Below are 18,130 nucleotides of genomic sequence, written 5' to 3' on the forward strand. Positions count from 1 at the left end.
CTCAGGCGACCAGTGCTTCGCTGCAGAAATCTTCGTAGGCGTGCTCGATGCCGGCGCGCAAAGTCACCTCGGGCGTCCAGCCGAGCCCGCGGATGCGGGAGACGTCCAGCAGCTTTCGCGGCGCGCCGTCGGGCTTGCTGGTGTCGTAGTGGATGCGGCCCTGATAGCCCACCACCTCGCTCACCAGCTGCGCGAGCTCGGCGATCGACAGGTCTTCCCCGCTGCCGACGTTGAGGTGGCTGGTCATCACTTCGGTCTGGGCGGCATAGGTCTCGCGCGGCAGGTCCATCACGTGCACGCAGGCGCGCGCCATGTCGTCGACGTGGAGGAACTCCCGCTTCGGCGAGCCGGTACCCCAGATCACGACGCTCGGCGCGCCGTGGGTCTTCGCTTCGTGGAAGCGCCGGATCATCGCCGGCAGCACGTGGCTGTTCTCCGGGTGATAGTTGTCGCCCGGCCCGTAGAGATTGGTCGGCATCACGCTGCGGAAGTCGCAGCCGTACTGGCGGTTGTAGCTTTCGCAGAGCTTGATGCCGGCGATCTTGGCGACCGCATAGGGCTCATTGGTCGGTTCGAGCTTGCCGGTCAGCAGGGCGTCTTCCGACATCGGCTGCTGCGCGAGCCGCGGGTAGATGCAGCTGGAGCCGAGGAACAGCAGCCTGGCGACGCCGCTGCGCCACGATTCGTGGACCAGGTTGGCTTCGACCATCAGGTTCGAATAGATGAACTCGGCCGGATAGCTGTTGTTGGCGTGGATGCCGCCGACCTTCGCGGCCGCGACATAGACCTCCTCGGGGCGCTCTTCGGCGAAGAAGGCGCGCACCTGCGCCTGCTCGGTGAGGTCGAGCTCGTCGCGGCTGCGGGTGATGATCCGGGTGTAGCCCCGCGCTTCGAGGCATCGCACGATGGCGCTGCCGACCATGCCGCGATGTCCAGCGACGAAAATCCGCTTGTTCAACTCATTCATTGAAATCTCGTCAGGGCGCTGTTGGAAAATTCAGGCGAGCTTCTTCGCGTCGCCGATGTCGACCGACTCTACATCGGCGAACCGCACGATGTCGTCCTCGCCCAGGTAGCCGCCGGTCTGGACCTCGACCACTTCGAGGGCCATCTTGCCGGCGTTCTCCAGCCGATAGACCGCGCCGACGGGGATGTAGATCGACTCGTTCTCCTTGACCAGCACCGTCTTGTCGTCGCACACCACGCGCGCCGTCCCCTTGACCACCACCCAGTGCTCGGCGCGATGGTGGTGCATCCGCAGCGCCAGCCGCGCACCCGGCTTGACCGTCAGCCGCTTGACCGCGAAGCGCTCGCCGTCGTCGATGCTGTCGTAGGCGCCCCAGGGTCTTGGAATGCGGCGGTGCCGGGTGGCCTGGCTGTGGCCGTGGGTGGTCAGCAGCGCGACCACGTCCTTGACCTGCTCGGCGCAGTCGCGGTGCACGACCAGCAGCGCGTCCGGCGTGTCGACCACCAGCAGGTCCTTGGTGCCGAGCGCCACCACCGGGCGGCTCGGCGCGTGAATGAAAGTGTTGGTCGCGCCCATGGCGAAGCCCTGGCCGCTGATCCGGTTGCCGTTGGCATCGGTGTCGTGGAGGTCGGCCACTGCGTTCCAGCTGCCGACATCGCTCCACCGTCCCTGGAAAGGGACGACCGCGACCCGATCGCATTTCTCGAGCACCGCGTAGTCGATGCTCTGGCTGCGGCAGCGCCCGAAGGCCGCGCTGTCCATGCGCAAGAAGTCGCCGTCGGTTTCGATCGCGACGGTGGCCAGCCTGCAGCTTTCCAGGATGTCCGGGGCATGCGCCTGCAGCGCCGCGATCAGGACCTTGGCCTGGACCAGCAGGATGCCCGCATTCCACAGGTGGCCGCCTTCGAGCAGCATTTGCTCGGCGCGCTCCGCCGCCGGCTTCTCGATGAAGGCGGCGACCGCATGGCCGGCCTCGTCGCCCAGTGCGGCCTCCAGCGGCTGGCCTTGGCGGATGTAGCCGTAGGCCGTGCTGGGGAACGACGGATCGACGCCGAAGGTCACGAGGTATCCGGCCTGCGCCGCCGGGATGCCCTTCTGGATGGTGGCGACGAAGCGATCGGCCTCCGGGATGTGATGATCGGCCGGCGCGAACAGCAGCAGTTCCTCCGGGTCGGCCAGCAGCGCGATGGCCGCCATCGCCGCGGCGGTGTTGCGGGCCACCGGCTCGAGCAGCTGCTTGCCGCTCACCAGTGCGGCGTCGATCGCCTCCTGCACCAGGAACCGGTGCTCCTCCGCGGCCACGCAGGTCACTTCGGGATTGAGCCGGCGCAGACGCTCGAGCGTCAGCAGCAACAGGCTCTTGTCGCCGATCAGCGGCGCGAACTGCTTGGGCAGAGTCTTGCGCGACAGCGGCCAGAGCCGGGTGCCGCTGCCGCCGCACAGGATGACCGGCTGGATGCGGGTCACCGTGAACCTTCCCCGCTGACGACGGCGCGCACGGTCCGGAACAGAATCTTGATGTCGAGCCACAGCGACCAGTTGGTGACGTATTCCACGTCGAGCTCGACCCGGCGCGCATAGGAGAGCCGGTTTCGGCCGCTGACCTGCCAGAGGCCGGTGATCCCGGGGCGCATCGCGCAGTAGTGCGTCCAGCCGCGGCCGTAGAGGCTGCGCTGGCGCTCCATGCAGGGGCGCGGGCCGACCAGGCTCATGTCACCCTTGAGCACGTTCCAGAACTGCGGCAGCTCGTCCAGGCTCAGCTTGCGGATGAGCGCGCCGATCGGCGTGATGCGGGGGTCCTTTTCCAGCTTCTGGAAGGTGTCCCACTCGGTGCGCGCCATGTCACTGCGGCTCAGGAACTCGTCCAGGACATGGTCCGAATTGCGCACCATCGAGCGGAACTTGTAGAAGCGGAAGCGCTGGCCGCGTTCGCCGAGTCGTGTTTGCCAGAAGTGCACCGGCCGGCCCATGCTGATCAGCACGCCCAGGGCCACCATGAGGTAGAGCGGTCCGAAGAGGGTGAAGAAGACCAGCGCCCCGACGATGTCGATGGCGCGCTTGACGACGCGCTGAGCGAGCGAAAGCCGGGGCGGGCTGGACTCCAGCGGCGGCGCGGACGGGCCCCCGCCGTCCGGGGGAAAGCGTCGGACCACGTTGCCGGTGGTTGTCGAGTCGGAACGAAACATCTGAAATTCCCCCGTAACGGGTACTGCCTCAACCTAGAGCGGGGCAGTGTAACGCTTTACTACTATCGGCAAGAATTTGAACATATGTCGCGGCCTTCGTGGTGTCAGCAAAAGCCTTACATAGTCCTCCAAAAGGCGTAGGCTGGTCCCTCTTCTTCGGGTCTCAACAAGAGACAGGGGCCGGCTCAGCGATTTCGAAGTCAGTGTAGTCCTTTTGTATAACAAATTGTTAACGCGGACGAACATCCTGGTGTTGTTTCTGCACACCATTCGCGCTTTTGCGGATTAATACCGATGGTTTCGTTTGTGAAACGCCCCCTGGCGCCCCGGGTTGCCTGCCAAACCAGCCGATGAACGGTCGAGAATCGGCGACGGGCGTAATTCAGAAACGAAAAAGGGAGGCCGAAAGGCCTCCCTTGAATGAGATGCGTCAGAGAGGAGACCGGCTCTCGCCGGCGCTCCGCCACCGCCTCAGTGCGTCGCGCCGGCGCCGCGTGCTGCGTCCTCGAAGGGCAGCGTCATCGATCCCAGGTCGCGGCGGGTCTCCACCAGCACCAGCGGACCCTCGTCGATCACGATCGCCGGCGGGCGCTCGCGGGGCACATGCTGGGGCTTGGGCTCGGCGGCAATCGCAGCCCGCACCTCGGCCACGCGTTCGGCGTCCGAGTTGACCCAGTGCAGACCCGAGCCTTCCGCCACCTGGGCCAGTTCGTCGAGCGGCAGCTCGAAGGGCTGGACCTTCGGCAGGGCCCGCGAGGAGGGCGCCTTGGCCTCGACCACGATCGGTGCCGCGGGCGGCGCGACCGGGCGCTCCGTGCGCACCGGCGCCGGCGGCAGGCTCGACCGCACGACGACTTCTTCCGCTTCGACAGGGGCAGTGGCCGCGGGCGCGGTCTCAGCCTCGCCGGCTTCCTCGCGCGGGCCGCGCTCGCGCCGGTCACGACCGTAGCGGTCGCGCGAACGGCCGCGGCGTTCTTCGCCGTCACGGCGCGGTGCCGCCTCGCCCTGGTCTTCGCTGCCCGGGGCGTCGGAGGCGCCGACCGCGCCCGCTTCGGGCATTGCCGAATCGGCGGTGCCCGCTGCTTCCGGCAGGCGCGCCGGCGCGTCGCCGCGCCGCTCGCGCCGGCCGTCGCCTCGCTCACCGCGCGGCGGGCGGTCTTCGCCACGCCCGCTGCGTGCGCCGCGCTCGTTCGGAGCGCCGTCCGGGCTGGCTTCGGCCTGGGCGTCGCGGGCCGTGTCGCCACTGCGTTCGCGGCCGCCGTCGCCGTTGCGCTCGCTGCGTTCACGGCGCTCGCCGCGTCCGCTGCGCGGTGCGCGTTCGGCCGGGACGGCTGTTTCGCTGCCCTCGCCGGCATTCGGCGCGAGCGCCTGGACGTCGAATTGCACGTCGGCGGCTTCGGCCGGCAACTGGCGGGCTTCGCCGTCGCGGCGTTCGCCGCGGCCGCCGCGGCGCTCGCCTTCGCGCGGGGCGCGGGCCTCGCGCGGTTCACGCGCCTCGCGGGGCTCCCTCGGTTCACGGATCTGGCTGTCGGTGCGGGCCTCGCCGCGGGTTTCGCGGCCTTCGCGGCGCTCGCCGTCACGGCGCTCGCCGCCGCGGCCGCCGCGGCGTTCGCCGCCACGGCCTTCGCCACCGCGGGCCTCGCCATCCCGGCCGCCGCGGCCTTCACCACGGCCGCCACGGCGTTGCTCGCCGTCGCGCGCGGTGCGCGCGCCTTCGCCATCGCGTCCGCCGCGTCCATCGCGGCCTTCGCGGCGCGGCTTCGGCGCCTCGACCGGAATCACGGCCGGTGCCGGCGCCGGCGCGGCGGCCGGGGTGCCGCCGAACAGGCTCTTGATCCAGCCGAACAGGCCGGATTCGGCCGACTTCGCAGGCACCGCCACCGGTGCGGGGGCTGCGACGGGCGCCGGTGCCGCCACCGGCGGACGCACCGCTTCGGGCTTCGGCACCGCGACCGGCGCCGGCGCGTCGGGCAGCACGCCCTTGATCACCGGCGTCTGCTTGTTGGTCGGCTCTTGCGATCGGCGCGTGACCGAGGTCGGGTCCTCGATCTCGTCGGCCATCTTGTAGCTGGCCTCGATGTGGTCGAGGCGCGGATCGTCGTGCTTCAGGCGCTCGAGCTTGTAGTTGGGCGTCTCGAGCGTCTTGTTGGGCACCATCAGCACGGTCACGCGCTGCTTGAGTTCGATCTTGGCGATCTCGGGACGCTTCTCGTTCAGCAGGAACGACGCCACCTCGACCGGCACCTGGACATGCACGGCGGCCGTGTTGTCCTTCATCGACTCTTCCTGAATGATGCGCAGGATCTGCAGCGCGCTCGATTCGGTGTCGCGGATGTGGCCCGAACCGCCGCAGCGCGGGCAGGGGATCGACGAGCCTTCGCTGAGCGCCGGCTTCAGGCGCTGGCGGCTCATTTCCATCAGGCCGAACTTGCTGATCGAGCCGAACTGGACGCGGGCGCGGTCTTGCCGCAGCGCGTCGCGCAGGCGGCTTTCGACCTCGCGACGGTTCTTCGACTCGTCCATGTCGATGAAGTCGATCACGATCAGGCCGCCGAGGTCGCGCAGGCGCATCTGGCGCGCCACTTCGTCGGCCGCTTCGAGGTTGGTGCGGGTCGCGGTCTCCTCGATGTCGCCGCCCTTGATGGCGCGGGCCGAGTTGACGTCGACCGAGACCAGCGCCTCGGTGTGGTCGATCACGATCGCGCCGCCGCTCGGCAGCTGCACCGTGCGGGCATAGGCCGATTCGATCTGGTGCTCGATCTGGAAGCGGCTGAACAGGGCGGCGTCGTCGCGGTAGCGCTTCACCCGGGCGGCATGCTCGGGCATCACGTGCGCCATGAACTGCTGCGCCTGGTCGTAGATGTCGTCGGTGTCGATGAGGATGTCGCCGATGTCGTGATTGAAATAGTCACGGATCGCGCGGATCACCAGCGAGGATTCCTGGTAGATCAGGAAGGCGCCCTTGGCGCCCTTGGCGGCGCCGTCGATGGCGCTCCAGAGCTTGAGCAGGTAGTTCAGGTCCCATTGCAGCTCGGGCGCCGAGCGGCCGATGCCGGCGGTGCGGGCGATGATGCTGGCGCCCTTCGGGTACTCCAGCTGGTCCATCGCCTCCTTGAGCTCGGCCCGGTCGTCGCCCTCGATGCGCCGGCTGACGCCGCCGCCGCGCGGGTTGTTCGGCATCAGCACGACATAGCGGCCGGCCAGCGAGATGAAGGTCGTCAGGGCCGCGCCCTTGTTGCCGCGCTCTTCCTTCTCGACCTGCACCACCAGTTCCTGGCCTTCGCGGATCGCGTCCTGGATCCGGGCCTGGCTGGCCGAGACGCCCTCGGCGAAGTACTGCTTGGAGATTTCCTTGAACGGCAGGAAGCCGTGGCGGTCTTCGCCGTAGTCGACGAAGCAGGCTTCCAGCGAAGGCTCGACGCGCGTGACGACGGCCTTGTAGATGTTGCCCTTGCGCTGTTCGCGCCCTTCGATCTCGATTTCGTAGTCGAGGAGCTTTTGCCCGTCGACGATGGCCAGGCGGCGCTCTTCAGGCTGCGTGGCGTTGATCAGCATCCGTTTCATGATGCGTTGTCCTTATGTCTGTTCGTATCGCTCTTACCGGTCCATGACGGACCTAACGATGCACGGACGACGCTCGCGAAACGAAGGAATTGCCGCTAAACCCAGGCTGCTGGGGCCGACCGCGCGAACGCGGCCAACCACACCGAGAGTCAACTCGATGTCAGACGGGGTGGGGGCGCGTGGATGAGCGCAAGCCGCATGAGGTGTCGATCTGCTATTGGTTTAATAGCAGCTGGCGCAGGGGTGGCGCGCGCTGGCGGAGATTCAATGGCTGACGCTGCCGGCTTTTGCCAGCGCAGGATCAGTTGAATCAGCAGCATCAACACAAGGGACTCGCTTCGATCCGCCGGCAGATTGGGGCCTGCCGGCTGGGTATTCCGTATCGGTGTTTCGTGGGCGTCGGCTTGACTCGGGGACAGGGCCCGCCGCCTTGCGCTCTTGCGCGTGGCCTGCGGACGCTGCCCCAAAGCGGCATCGACCTCACAGCGCTCCCTGCAGTGCTCTAAACTTCTGATTAATCAAGCACTTACAAGACCGCGCTGGTGAAAAACATTATAGGTGCGAAGCCGGCCCCCGCGGCGGCAGAAGTTCGCTTTCTGACGGTCGACGAGGATTCCGCCGGCCAAAGGCTGGACAACTACCTGTTCCGCCATCTCAAGGGCGTGCCCAAGACCCACGTCTACCGGATCATCCGATCCGGCGAGGTGCGCATCAACAAGGGACGTGCCCAGGCCGAGTCGCGGCTGGCCGCGGGCGACGTACTGCGGCTGCCGCCGGTGCGGGTGTCGGCGCGCGCGGAGGAGGGCGCCACGCCGGCGGCGCCGGCGCGCGAATTCCCGCTGCTGCTCGAGGACGAGTCGCTGCTGGCGATCGACAAGCCGGCCGGGGTCGCGGTGCACGGCGGCAGCGGCGTCAGCTTCGGTGTGATCGAGCAGCTGCGGCGGGCCCGGCCGGCGGCGCGCTTCCTCGAACTGGTGCACCGGCTGGACCGCGAGACTTCCGGCATCCTGCTGGTGGCCAAGAAGCGCAGCGCCCTGACCGCGCTGCAGGACCAGTTCCGCGAGCGCGAGACCGGCAAGACCTACCTGGCGCTGGTCGAAGGTGCCTGGCCGGCCAACAAGAAGGTGCTCGACGCGCCGCTGGCCAAGTACCTGCTGCCGACGGCCGCGGGCGCCGCCGAGGGGGAACGGCGGGTCCGGGTGGTTGCCAAGGACCACCCGGACGCGATGCGCGCGGTCACGCTGGTCAGGGTGCTCGCCCGTTTCCCGCTCGCCGGCGATGCCGCCGGCTTCTCCTTGCTGGCCGTGACCATCAAGACCGGCCGCACCCACCAGATCCGCGTCCATCTGGCCTCGGCCGGGCATCCGATCGCCGGCGATGACAAATACGGCGTCTTCGAGCGCAACCGGGCCTTGCAGAAGCTGGGCCTCAAGCGCATGTTCCTTCATGCGTGGCGGCTCCAGTTCACCCATCCCGCGAGCGCCGAGCGGGTCGCGCTGCAAGCCGACCTGCCGCCCGAACTGCATGCACTGATGCCGCCCGCCGCGCTCGATGCACTCGCCACCCATCCTTTCGTCCAAGCCCATGACTGACACCCGACCCCGCCGCTTCGACCTGATCGCCTTCGACTGGGACGGCACCCTGTACGACTCCACGCGGCTGATCGCCCGCTGCATCCAGGCCGCCGTGGTCGACGTCGGCGGCGCCAGGCCGAGCGAGAGCGACGCCGCTTGGGTGATCGGCCTCGGCCTGGCCGAGGCGCTGGCTCGCGCCGCGCCGGACGTGCCGAAGGAGAAATACGCCGAACTGGGCCACCGCTACCGCTTCCACTTCCTGCAGCACCAGGACGACCTGGTGCTGTTCGACGGCGTGCTGGAGATGCTTGATGCCCTTCGTGCGCGCGGCCACAAGCTGGCGGTCGCCACCGGCAAGTCGCGCCGCGGGCTGGACGAAGCCCTGTCCACCGTCGCGCTGCGCGATCGCTTCGACGCCTCCCGCACCGCCGACGAGACCTTCGGCAAGCCGCACCCGCGCATGCTGCTCGAACTGATGGAGGAGCTGGAAACCCCGGCCGACCGCACGCTCATGATCGGCGACACCACGCACGATCTGCAACTGGCGATCAATGCCGGATGCGCCGGTGTCGGCGTCAGCTACGGCGCCCATGCACCGGACAGCTTCGACGCCCTGGCGCCGCTGCACGTGGCGCACTCGGTCGCCGGGCTCTCGCAATGGTTGGCCGCGAACGCCTGAGGCTGCCATGAGCGAGCCGATTCCCCTGTGCAACTCGGCCGATCTGGTCGAGGGCGGCCGGGCGGTGCCCTTCGACGTCGTGCACGGCGGCGAGACCTGCCGGGCCTTCGCGGTGCGCTTCGAAGGCGCGCCGCATGCCTACCTGAACCGCTGCAGCCACGTGGCGATGGAAATGGACTTCCAGCCCGACCGCTTCTTCGACGACTCGGGCCAGTGGCTGCTGTGCGCGACCCATGGCGCGGTGTACAAGCCGGACACCGGTGAATGCGCCGGCGGGCCCTGCCGCGGCGGCCTCGTGAAGATCGCACTGAGCGAGCGGGACGGCGTGGTGCACTGGCATACTGCCTGGAACCTTCAAGCAGCCTTCTGACATGACCGATTCCAACCGCACGGAGCCCGAGGGTTTCGAGCCCTTCGAGCGCACGGCGCCCCCACTTTCCGCAGACGGCACGAGAACCATGGCAAAGAACGATCCGACCTCATCGCCGGGCTGGGAGCGCGCGACGCTCGAGAAGCTGGCTTTTGCCGCGCTGCGCGAGCAGCGCGCCACCCGCCGCTGGAAGACTTTTGTCCGGCTGAGCTGGCTTGCGTTCTTCGTCTTCCTGCTCTGGTTCGCGATGTCGCGCGGCACGCCCGCATCCGCCAAGGCCACGCCGCACACCGCGGTGATCGAGATCAAGGGCGAGATCGCCGCCGGTGCCGATGCCAGCGCCGAATTCGTGGTCGCTGCGATGAAGACGGCCTTCGAGGACGACGGCGCAAAGGGCGTCGTCCTGCTGATCAATTCACCAGGCGGCAGCCCTGTGCAGGCCGGCATCATCAACGACGAGATCAAGCGGATGCGCGCCAAGTACAACAAGCCGGTCTATGCGGTGGTAGAGGAAACCTGCGCCTCGGCGGCCTACTACATCGCCGCCGCGACCGACAAGATCTTCGTCGACAAGGCCAGCATCGTGGGCAGCATCGGCGTGCTGATGGACGGCTTCGGCTTCACCGGCCTGATGGACAAGGTGGGCGTCGAGCGCCGGCTGCTCACGGCGGGCGAAAACAAGGGCTTCATGGACCCGTTCAGCCCGATGAACGACGCCCAGAAGGCGCACGCGCAGCAGATGCTCGACCAGATCCACAACCAGTTCATAGAGGTGGTCAAGAGCGGCCGCGGCGATCGGCTCAAGACCGACACGCCGGGGCTCTTCAGCGGCCTGTTCTGGAGCGGCCAGCAGTCGATCGAACTGGGCCTCGCCGATCAGCTCGGCAATGTCGACTTCGTCGCCCGCGACGTCATCAAGGCCGAGGAAGTGATCGACTACACGCGCCGCGACAACGTCGCCGAGAAATTGGCCAAGAAGTTCGGCGCGGCGCTGGCGGATGCGTCGGTCCGGGCCCTGCACGCGGCGCCGGCCCTGCGCTGAGCCGGCCGCCGGTCAGGTCGGATCTGCGTGGCGCGCCGAAAGGGCCAGCGCCGTGGCGAAGGCCACCACCAGATAGAGCGCGTGGGTCAGTGAACTGACCTGGGCCAGGAAGCCGATCACCGGCGGGCCCGCCATGAAGCCGAGATAGGCCAGCGCCGACACGCCCGCGATGCCGCGGGTGGGCTCCACGCCCGGGACCCGCGCCGAAGCCGCGAACAGGATCGGCACCACGTTGGCGAAGCCCACGCCGACCCCGGCGAAGCCGACCAGTGCGAGCCAGGGCCGGTCGGTCAGCAGCACCAGGGCCATCGACCCCGCGGCCAGCAATGCGCTGGCGCGCAGCAGCACCGGCGGCGCGAAGCGGGCGCGAAGCGCATCGCCACCGAATCGGGCCAGCGCCATCGCCGCCGAGAAGCTGGCGTAGGCCAGCGCCGCCTGCTGCTGCGGGCTGCCGAGTTCCTGCTGCAGGTAGAGCACGCTCCAGTCGTAGATCGCACCCTCGGCGATCAGTCCCAGTGCCGCCAGCAGGCCCAGCAGCGCCAGCGCGCCGCGCGGCAGCCGGAAACCGTGATCGGCGCTGGCAGAGGCCGTGGCCTCGCGCGGGAGCATCGAGCGGGCCGCCACGACGACGGTCAAGGCCATTGCGCCGGACACGAGCAGCAGGTGGAACTGGGGGCGCAGGCCGGCCGCGAGCGCGGCGCCGCCGGTCACGGCGCCGACCATGCCGCCCAGGCTGAACATGCCGTGCATCCCGCTCATCAGCGGCTGGCCGCAGCGAAGCTCCAGCTGTGCGGCTTCGGCGTTGATCGCGACGTCGAACACGCTGGTGACGATGCCGAACACCGCCAGCAGCCCGAGCAGGGCGGTGAAGGTCGGCATCGCCAGCAGGCCGGCGAGCAGCAGGGCGTAGGTCGCGCCGCAGACGGCGGCGGTTCGGCGGGCGCCCGCGCGGCCGATCCAGCGGCTGGCCTGGGTCAGGCCGACCAGGGCGCCGACGCCGGCGGCCAGCATCGCCAGGCCGAGTTCCGCCTCGTCGACGCCGTAGTGGGCCTTCACGGTCGGGATGTGCACGCCCCAGGTCGCGAAGACGAAGCCCGAACAGAAGAATTGCGCCCGCGCAGCCCAGCGCATGCGGTTGGAAATTTCCATCTGCGAGCGGGCCTCAGCGGCCGATCGCGAACACCGCCGGCGCGCGGGCGTCGGCCGCCGTCGGCTTGGCGCGCCATCCCTTCACCGTGTCGCTGCGCACGCTGCTGGAGGCGAGCGTCAGTCCGCGTGCCACGGCCAGCCGGGTGTTGTGCTGCAGCGTCTGGGTCAGCGCCTGCAGCAGGGCGGCGTTGCGGTAGGGTGTCTCGATGAAGAGCTGGGTCTGGCCGGTTCGCAGCGCGAGCGATTCGAGTTCGCGGATCCGCTGGGTGCGCGCGTCGGCTTCCTGCGGGAGGTAGCCGACGAAGGCGAAGTTCTGGCCGTTGAGGCCGCTGGCCGCCAGGGCGAGCAGCAGGGAGACCGGTCCTGTGAGCGGAATCACGACGATGCCGAGCTCGTGCGCAGCCCGGGCCACCGACGAGCCGGGATCGGCCACCGCCGGCATGCCGGCCTCGCTGAGCAGTCCGACATCGTGGCCGGCGAGGGCGGGCGCGAGCAGGGGCCGGGCGTCGAACTGGCCCGCATGATCGCCCTTCTTGTGGACTTCGCGTGGCAACTCCGTGATCTGCTGCGCCTGCAATGGTGCCGCAAGCGGGCAGACGGCATCGATGCGCTTGAGGTAGGCGCGCGCCGACTTGGCGTTCTCGCAGATCCAGTGGGTGATGCCGGCGGCCGTCGCCAGCGTGCCGCGCGGCAGCGCGTCTTCGAGCGGTGCCTGTTCGTCGCAGCCGAAATCGAGCGGCGCCGGCACCAGGTAGAGCTTTCCCAGGGCCGGGGTGCTCACAGCAGGTCGACTCCGGCGGCGCGCAGCATGCGCGCGGTGCGGATCAGCGGCAGGCCGACCAGCGCGGTCGGGTCGTCGCTGTCGATCGCCTCCAGCAGCGCGATGCCAAGGCCCTCGCTCTTGGCGCTGCCGGCACAGTCGTAGGGCTCCTCGGCGCGCAGGTAGCGCTCGATCGCGGCGTCTTCCAGATCGCGAAAGACCACCCGGACCGGCGCCAGGTCGCGCTCGGCGAAGCCGCTGGCGTGACAGACCACGGCGACTGCGGTCTGGAAGATGAGGGTCTGGCCGCGCATGCGCCGCAGCTGTTCGGTGGCGCGGGCGTGGTCGCCGGGCTTGCCCAGGGGCTCGCCCGCGAGGTCGGCGACCTGGTCGGAGCCGATCACGACGGCCTGCGGAAAGTGGCGGGCGACCGCATTCGCCTTCTCGAGCGCCAGCCGCTCGGCCAGCGCGCGCGGCGCTTCGCCCGGCAGCGGGGTTTCGTCCACTTCCGGCGCCTGGACGTCGAAGGGCAGCCGCAGGCGCGTCAGCAGTTCGCGCCGGTAGCGGGAGGTCGAGGCAAGGATCACTTGGCGTTGCATGGTCCCGATTGTGCGTGAGCGGTTTAGACTGGCGTCGATGAGCAAAGAATTTGTCCCCGGCCGGCTCGACGTCAACGGTTTTGCCGACGCAGCCGCGACCCTGTCCGGCAACGACCCCGTGTCGGGCTTCGAGCGCCTGAGCGCCGAACTCGCCGACCCTTCCGCCGACGCCACGGTCCGCTGGGTCGCGACCGGGCAGTCGCGCAGCGGCGCCGACGGCGCCCCGGTGCCGTGGCTGCACCTCGACGCCCAGGCGAGCGCGCCCCTGATCTGCCAGCGCTGCCTGGCGCCGGTCGAACTCGCGTTGAAGGTCGATCGCTGGTTCCGGTTCGCGCCCGACGAGGCCACCGCGGCGGCCGAGGACGAGGTGGCCGACGAGGATGTGCTGGTCGCCAGCCGCGATTTCGACCTCCATGCGCTGATCGAGGACGAACTGCTGATGGAAATCCCCGTCACGCCGCGGCACGAGGTGTGTCCGCAGCCGACCCGCCTGTCGGCCGCCGACCCGGACTTCGACGGCGCCGAAGCGGCCCGGCCCAACCCGTTCGCCGTGCTCGGCGCCCTGCGTTCGGACAAGTCCGACAAGGGCTGAGCGCACGCTGGTGGCCCGGGTACTGGCCTTGACGCCATCGATGGGCTATAATCATGGGCTTCGCGCGCGCCGTCTGATGCATCAGTAGTATCAGTATTAGTATGAGTTTGCGCGCACACCGCCAACCCACCCAACATTTCCAGGAGCCATCATGGCCGTCCAGCAAAACAAGAAGTCGCCGTCGAAGCGCGGCATGCACCGCTCGCACAACGCGCTGGGCGTGCCCGGCATCGCCGTCGAGCCGACCACTGGCGAGACGCATCTGCGCCACCACATCAGCCCGAACGGTTTCTACCGTGGCCGCAAGGTCCTCAAGACCAAGTCCGAAGCCTGATTCTTGCTCCCAGGCCATGGCCCGAGGCTACTTTTCCTGTAGCGTCGGGCCTTTGTTTTGATGGCTACGTCCTTAGCATCCGCTCCAGTGCCGCCCGTGATCACGATTGCCGTTGATTGCATGGGCGGAGACCATGGGCCGCGCGTTACGCTTGCGGCCTGCCGGGCGTTTCTCGAGCGCCACGCCGAGGCGTCGCTGCTGCTGGTCGGCGCGCCGGCTGCCCTGGCGGGCTTCTCGCATCCTCGTGCCACGGTCATCGGGGCCAGCGAAGTGGTCGGCATGGACGACCCGATCGAGGTCGCGCTGCGCAAGAAAAAAGACTCCTCGATGCGGGTCGCGATCCAGCAAGTCAAGGACGGCGCGGCGCAAGCTGCGGTTTCTGCCGGCAACACGGGCGCATTGATGGCGATCGCACGCTATCTGCTCAAGACGCTCGACGGCATCGACCGGCCGGCCATCGCCCCGCAGCTGCCCAACAGCAAGGGTGGCGCGACCACGGTGCTCGACCTCGGCGCCAATGTCGATTGCGACGCCGAGGATCTCCTGCAGTTCGCGGTGCTGGGCTCGGCGCTGGTGTCGGCGCTGACGGGCAACGAATCGCCTAGCGTCGGCCTGCTCAATGTCGGTGAAGAAGCCATCAAAGGCAGCGAAACCATCAAAAAAGCGAGCCAACTGCTTCGAAAAGCGGCCAATTCGCAAGATTTGAACTTCTACGGCAACGTCGAGGGCAACGACATCTTCAAGGGCACGACCGACATCGTGGTGTGCGACGGTTTCGTTGGCAATGTGACCTTGAAGGCCACCGAGGGCGTGGCTTCGATGATCGTGGACTTCCTGCGAATCGAATACTCCAGCGGCATCTTCAGCAAATTTGCTGCGATCGTTTCTTATCCGGTATTAAAAGCGCTCAAAAAGCGGCTTGACCATCGGCGTTACAACGGCGCCGCGTTGCTGGGCCTGCGCGGCCTTGTCTTCAAGAGCCATGGCTCCGCGGACGAAGTGGCCTTCGGCCACGCCCTCGATCGCGCTTATGATGCCGCTCGCAACAACCTGCTCGACCGTGTGCGGGCCCGCATCGCCCACGCCGCGCCACTGCTCGCACGGCAAGACTCGGCGGCGCCGGCCGACACGCCGGCGCTCCACGTCTGATGACCCCTTTTTCCCGCATCACAGGCACCGGCAGCTTCCTGCCGCCCCGCCGCGTGACCAATGACGACCTGGCCCAGGAACTCGGCGCCCGCGGCATCGAGACCTCCGACCAGTGGATCATCGAGCGCACCGGCATTCGCGCTCGCCATTTCGCATCCCCCGACGTGTCCAGCAGCGACCTCGGCCTGGAAGCCGCGAAGCACGCGCTCGAGGCCGCCGGCCGCAGCGCCGCCGACATCGACCTGATCATCGTCGCCACTTCCACTCCCGACATGGTGTTCCCGTCGTCGGCGGCGATCCTCCAGCACAAGCTCGGCATCGCGGGCTGCGCCGCCTTCGACGTCCAGGCGGTGTGCAGCGGCTTCGTCTACGCGCTGACGGTGGCCGACGCGATGATCCGCACCGGCAGCGCGAAGTGCGCGCTGGTGGTTGGTGCCGAAGTGTTCTCGCGCATCCTCGATTTCAACGATCGCACGACCTGCGTGCTGTTCGGCGATGGCGCTGGTGCCGTGATTCTCGAAGCCAGCAACGAGCCGGGCATCCTGGCGAGCGACCTGCATGCCGATGGCAAGCACGTCGGCATCCTCTGTGTGCCCGGCCATGTGGCGGGCGGCGAGGTGCTGGGCAAGCCGCTTCTGCACATGGATGGGCAGGCCGTCTTCAAGCTGGCGGTGCGCGTGCTCGAGGAAGCGGCCCGCGCCACGCTGACCAAGGCCGGCAAGACCGAGGCCGACATCGACTGGCTGATTCCGCACCAGGCCAACATCCGCATCATGGAAGGCACGGCCAAGAAGCTGAAGCTGGCGCGCGACAAGCTGATCGTGACGGTCGACGAGCACGGCAACACCTCGGCCGCCTCGATACCGCTCGCGCTCGATGCCGCGGTGCGCTCGGGCAAGGTCAGGAAGGGTGACACGCTGATGCTCGAAGGCGTCGGCGGCGGCTTCACCTGGGGTGCGGTGCTGCTGACCTATTAAGCAATGGAGCGCGTGGCCCCCGGCGGGCCGCGGCGTCCAGGAGACACAACATCATGAAGTCCTTTGCATTCGTCTTTCCGGGTCAGGGTTCGCAGGCGGTCGGCATGCTCGACGCCTGGGGCGACCACCCGGCCGTGGCCGAAACGCTGCGCGAAGCCTCCGATGCGCTCGATGAAGACATCGCTCGCCTGATCCACGAAGGCCCCAAGGAAGCCCTGGCCCTGACCACCAACACCCAGCCCGTGATGCTGGTCGCCGCGATCGCCGCCTGGCGCGCCTGGCGCGCCGAAGGCGGCGCCGAGCCGTCGGTGGTCGCCGGCCATTCGCTGGGCGAATATTCGGCCCTGGTCGCCTCGGGTGCCCTGACGCTGGCGCAGGCGGCGCCGCTGGTGCGCTTCCGGGCCCAGGCGATGCAGCAGGCGGTGCCGGTCGGCGTCGGCGCGATGGCCGCCGTGCTGGGCATGGACGCCGCCAAGGTGCTGGCCGGTTGCGCCGAGGTCACGGCCTCGTTCGGGCCCGACAGCGCCGAGGTGGTGGAAGCGGTGAACTTCAACGACCCGATGCAGACCGTGATCGCGGGCAGCAAGGCGGCGGTCGACAAGGCCTGCGAAGTGCTGAAGGCCAACGGGGCCAAGCGGGCGCTGCCGCTGCCGGTCTCCGCGCCTTTCCATTCGAGCCTGATGAAGCCGGCGGCCGAGGCGCTGCGCGAGCGGCTGGCCTCGGTCCAGCTGGCGGCGCCCCGGATTCCGGTCGTCAACAACATCGATGTCGCGGTCGAGACCGATCCCGAGCGCATCCGCGCCGCCCTGGTCCGCCAGGCGGCGGGTCCGGTGCGCTGGGTCGAGACCGTGCAGGCCCTGGAAGCGCGCGGGGTCGAGGCCATCGTCGAGTGCGGCCCGGGCAAGGTGCTGACCGGCATGGCCAAGCGGATCGCGCCGGCCGTGGCCGCGGCCTCGCTCTACGATCCGGCGACGCTCGCCGAAACCAGGCAACTGCTCGGCGCTTGAGCGCCATCCCACAGGTTCAGTCATGAGTATTCCCAAATTCGAAGGCCAGGTCGCCCTGGTCACGGGTGCCACCCGCGGCATCGGCGCCGCCATCGCGCTCGAACTCGCCCAGCGCGGCGTGAAGGTCATCGGCACCGGCACCTCCGCGGAGGGCGCCGCCAAGATCACGGCCGCGCTCGCGGCCCATGACGGCCGGGGCTGCGTGCTGGATGTCAACGACGGCGCCGCGGTCGATGCCCTGGTCGACGAGATCGTCAAGGTGTACGGCGCGGTCCATGTGCTGGTCAACAACGCCGGCATCACGCGCGACACGCTCGCCATGCGCCTCAAGGACGCCGACTGGGACGCGGTGCTCGACACCAACCTGAAAGCCGTCTTCCGGCTGTCGCGCGCCGTGATCCGCCCGATGATGAAGCAGCGCTACGGCCGCATCATCAGCATCACCAGCGTGGTGGGCGCCTCCGGCAATGCGGGCCAGGCCAACTATGCGGCGGCGAAGGCCGGCGTGGCGGGCATGACGCGAGCGCTGGCGCGCGAGCTCGGCAGCCGCAGCATCACCGTCAACTGCGTGGCGCCGGGCTTCATCGAGACCGACATGACGGCCAGCCTGCCCGAGGCGCAGCAGCAGGCGCTGCTGGCCCAGATCCCCCTCGGTCATCTCGGCAAACCCGCCGATATCGCCCACGCGGTCGCCTACCTGGCGTCGCCGCAGGCCGCCTATGTCACGGGGCAGGAACTGCACGTGAACGGCGGCATGCACATGTAGCCCCAGGAACGCAAGCGCTTTCACCCACGGCCGTGCGGCAAATGCCACAATGCGGCCGGCTAAAATCAACCGATTACCTACAACCCTCAGAGGGAACCAAATGAGCGATATCGAAGCACGTGTCAAGAAAATCATTGCCGAACAACTCGGCGTTGAAGAGTCCCAGGTCACCAACGAGAAGGCTTTCGTGGCCGACCTCGGCGCGGACTCGCTCGACACGGTCGAACTCGTGATGGCGCTCGAAGACGAATTCGGCATCGAGATCCCCGACGAAGACGCCGAAAAGATCACGACGGTCCAGAATGCCGTCGACTACGCCACCAAGAATCAAAAGGCCTGACACGGCCGCGCTGAGTCGCCGTCGCCCCGGTCCGCGGTTTCAACGCCTGCGCGCACCGGCCAGCGGCCTCAGCTT

18 protein-coding genes are annotated in these 18,130 nt (G+C 68.5%); 11 read left to right on the plus strand and 7 right to left on the minus strand.

Features of this window, described 5'->3' with window-relative positions; all coding sequences use genetic code 11:
• Window position 1: 1 nt before the first annotated feature.
• The 4 genes from fcl to QTI17_RS28070 all read right to left on the minus strand — a co-directional run bounded on the left by fcl (window position 2) and on the right by QTI17_RS28070 (window position 6,717).
• Window positions 2–967 (minus strand): GDP-L-fucose synthase, encoded by a 966-nt coding sequence (gene fcl, locus QTI17_RS28055; RefSeq protein WP_286536946.1) that lies wholly within the window; start codon window positions 965–967, stop codon window positions 2–4.
• 30 nt (window positions 968–997) lie between these two features.
• Window positions 998–2,434, minus strand: a complete 1,437-nt coding sequence (locus QTI17_RS28060) for a mannose-1-phosphate guanylyltransferase/mannose-6-phosphate isomerase (protein ID WP_286536947.1) — start codon at window positions 2,432–2,434, stop codon at window positions 998–1,000.
• Window positions 2,431–3,153, minus strand: a complete 723-nt coding sequence (locus tag QTI17_RS28065; RefSeq protein ID WP_286536948.1) for a sugar transferase — start codon at window positions 3,151–3,153, stop codon at window positions 2,431–2,433. The genes QTI17_RS28060 and QTI17_RS28065 overlap by 4 nt, the downstream gene beginning before the upstream one ends.
• Before the next feature lie 471 nt (window positions 3,154–3,624).
• A complete protein-coding gene (locus QTI17_RS28070) occupies window positions 3,625–6,717 on the minus strand; it encodes an Rne/Rng family ribonuclease (protein WP_286536949.1) in 3,093 nt (1,030 codons plus the stop codon).
• A gap of 542 nt (window positions 6,718–7,259) precedes the next feature.
• Here QTI17_RS28070 and QTI17_RS28075 point away from each other — a divergent pair.
• From QTI17_RS28075 to QTI17_RS28090, 4 genes are read left to right on the plus strand one after another with little or no spacing between them, the layout of a single operon-like run.
• Window positions 7,260–8,309, plus strand: a complete 1,050-nt coding sequence (locus QTI17_RS28075; RefSeq protein ID WP_286536950.1) for an RluA family pseudouridine synthase — start codon at window positions 7,260–7,262, stop codon at window positions 8,307–8,309.
• Window positions 8,302–8,970: an HAD-IA family hydrolase gene (locus QTI17_RS28080; protein WP_286536951.1), complete on the plus strand. Its 669-nt coding sequence runs from the start codon at window positions 8,302–8,304 to the stop codon at window positions 8,968–8,970. The genes QTI17_RS28075 and QTI17_RS28080 overlap by 8 nt, the downstream gene beginning before the upstream one ends.
• A gap of 7 nt (window positions 8,971–8,977) precedes the next feature.
• The gene (locus QTI17_RS28085) at window positions 8,978–9,340 is read left to right on the plus strand and encodes a Rieske (2Fe-2S) protein (protein ID WP_286526873.1); all 363 of its coding nucleotides are present in this window, start codon (window positions 8,978–8,980) and stop codon (window positions 9,338–9,340) included.
• 1 nt (window position 9,341) lies between these two features.
• Entirely contained in the window at window positions 9,342–10,382 is a 1,041-nt protein-coding gene (locus QTI17_RS28090) for a S49 family peptidase (RefSeq protein WP_286536952.1), read from the plus strand.
• Between the two features lie 12 nt (window positions 10,383–10,394).
• Here QTI17_RS28090 and QTI17_RS28095 read toward each other — a convergent pair whose 3' ends face one another.
• From QTI17_RS28095 to QTI17_RS28105, 3 genes are read right to left on the minus strand one after another with little or no spacing between them, the layout of a single operon-like run.
• Complete coding sequence (locus QTI17_RS28095) at window positions 10,395–11,531, minus strand: MFS transporter (protein ID WP_286536953.1); 1,137 nt, start codon at window positions 11,529–11,531, stop codon at window positions 10,395–10,397.
• Between the two features lie 13 nt (window positions 11,532–11,544).
• Window positions 11,545–12,312, minus strand: coding sequence for an SAM-dependent methyltransferase (locus QTI17_RS28100; protein ID WP_286536954.1), 768 nt, complete (start codon window positions 12,310–12,312; stop codon window positions 11,545–11,547).
• Window positions 12,309–12,890, minus strand: coding sequence for a Maf family protein (locus QTI17_RS28105; RefSeq protein WP_286536955.1), 582 nt, complete (start codon window positions 12,888–12,890; stop codon window positions 12,309–12,311). Before QTI17_RS28105 ends, QTI17_RS28100 begins: the two co-directional genes overlap by 4 nt.
• A 37-nt stretch (window positions 12,891–12,927) precedes the next feature.
• Between QTI17_RS28105 and QTI17_RS28110 the strand changes: the two genes are divergently transcribed.
• The 7 genes from QTI17_RS28110 to acpP all read left to right on the plus strand — a co-directional run bounded on the left by QTI17_RS28110 (window position 12,928) and on the right by acpP (window position 18,055).
• Window positions 12,928–13,482, plus strand: a complete 555-nt coding sequence (locus tag QTI17_RS28110; protein WP_286536956.1) for a YceD family protein — start codon at window positions 12,928–12,930, stop codon at window positions 13,480–13,482.
• A 151-nt stretch (window positions 13,483–13,633) separates the two neighbouring features.
• Window positions 13,634–13,816 carry a 50S ribosomal protein L32 gene (gene rpmF / locus QTI17_RS28115; protein ID WP_028248601.1) on the plus strand — a complete coding sequence of 61 codons (183 nt, stop codon included), beginning with the start codon at window positions 13,634–13,636 and terminating at the stop codon, window positions 13,814–13,816.
• Window positions 13,817–13,912: 96 nt separating this feature from the next.
• Window positions 13,913–14,965 carry a phosphate acyltransferase PlsX gene (plsX, locus tag QTI17_RS28120; protein WP_286536957.1) on the plus strand — a complete coding sequence of 351 codons (1,053 nt, stop codon included), beginning with the start codon at window positions 13,913–13,915 and terminating at the stop codon, window positions 14,963–14,965.
• On the plus strand, window positions 14,965–15,942 hold the full coding sequence (locus QTI17_RS28125) for a beta-ketoacyl-ACP synthase III (protein WP_286536958.1): 978 nt from the start codon (window positions 14,965–14,967) through the stop codon (window positions 15,940–15,942). The genes plsX and QTI17_RS28125 overlap by 1 nt, the downstream gene beginning before the upstream one ends.
• A gap of 53 nt (window positions 15,943–15,995) precedes the next feature.
• The gene (gene fabD, locus QTI17_RS28130) at window positions 15,996–16,949 is read left to right on the plus strand and encodes an ACP S-malonyltransferase (protein WP_286536959.1); all 954 of its coding nucleotides are present in this window, start codon (window positions 15,996–15,998) and stop codon (window positions 16,947–16,949) included.
• A 22-nt stretch (window positions 16,950–16,971) separates the two neighbouring features.
• Window positions 16,972–17,715 carry a 3-oxoacyl-ACP reductase FabG gene (gene fabG / locus QTI17_RS28135; RefSeq protein ID WP_286536960.1) on the plus strand — a complete coding sequence of 248 codons (744 nt, stop codon included), beginning with the start codon at window positions 16,972–16,974 and terminating at the stop codon, window positions 17,713–17,715.
• 100 nt (window positions 17,716–17,815) lie between these two features.
• Window positions 17,816–18,055 (plus strand): acyl carrier protein, encoded by a 240-nt coding sequence (gene acpP / locus QTI17_RS28140; RefSeq protein ID WP_007830471.1) that lies wholly within the window; start codon window positions 17,816–17,818, stop codon window positions 18,053–18,055.
• Window positions 18,056–18,130 lie beyond the last annotated feature (75 nt).

Source organism: Variovorax sp. J31P179, assembly GCF_030316985.1.
Taxonomy (GTDB): Bacteria; Pseudomonadota; Gammaproteobacteria; order Burkholderiales; family Burkholderiaceae_C; genus Variovorax; species Variovorax ginsengisoli_B.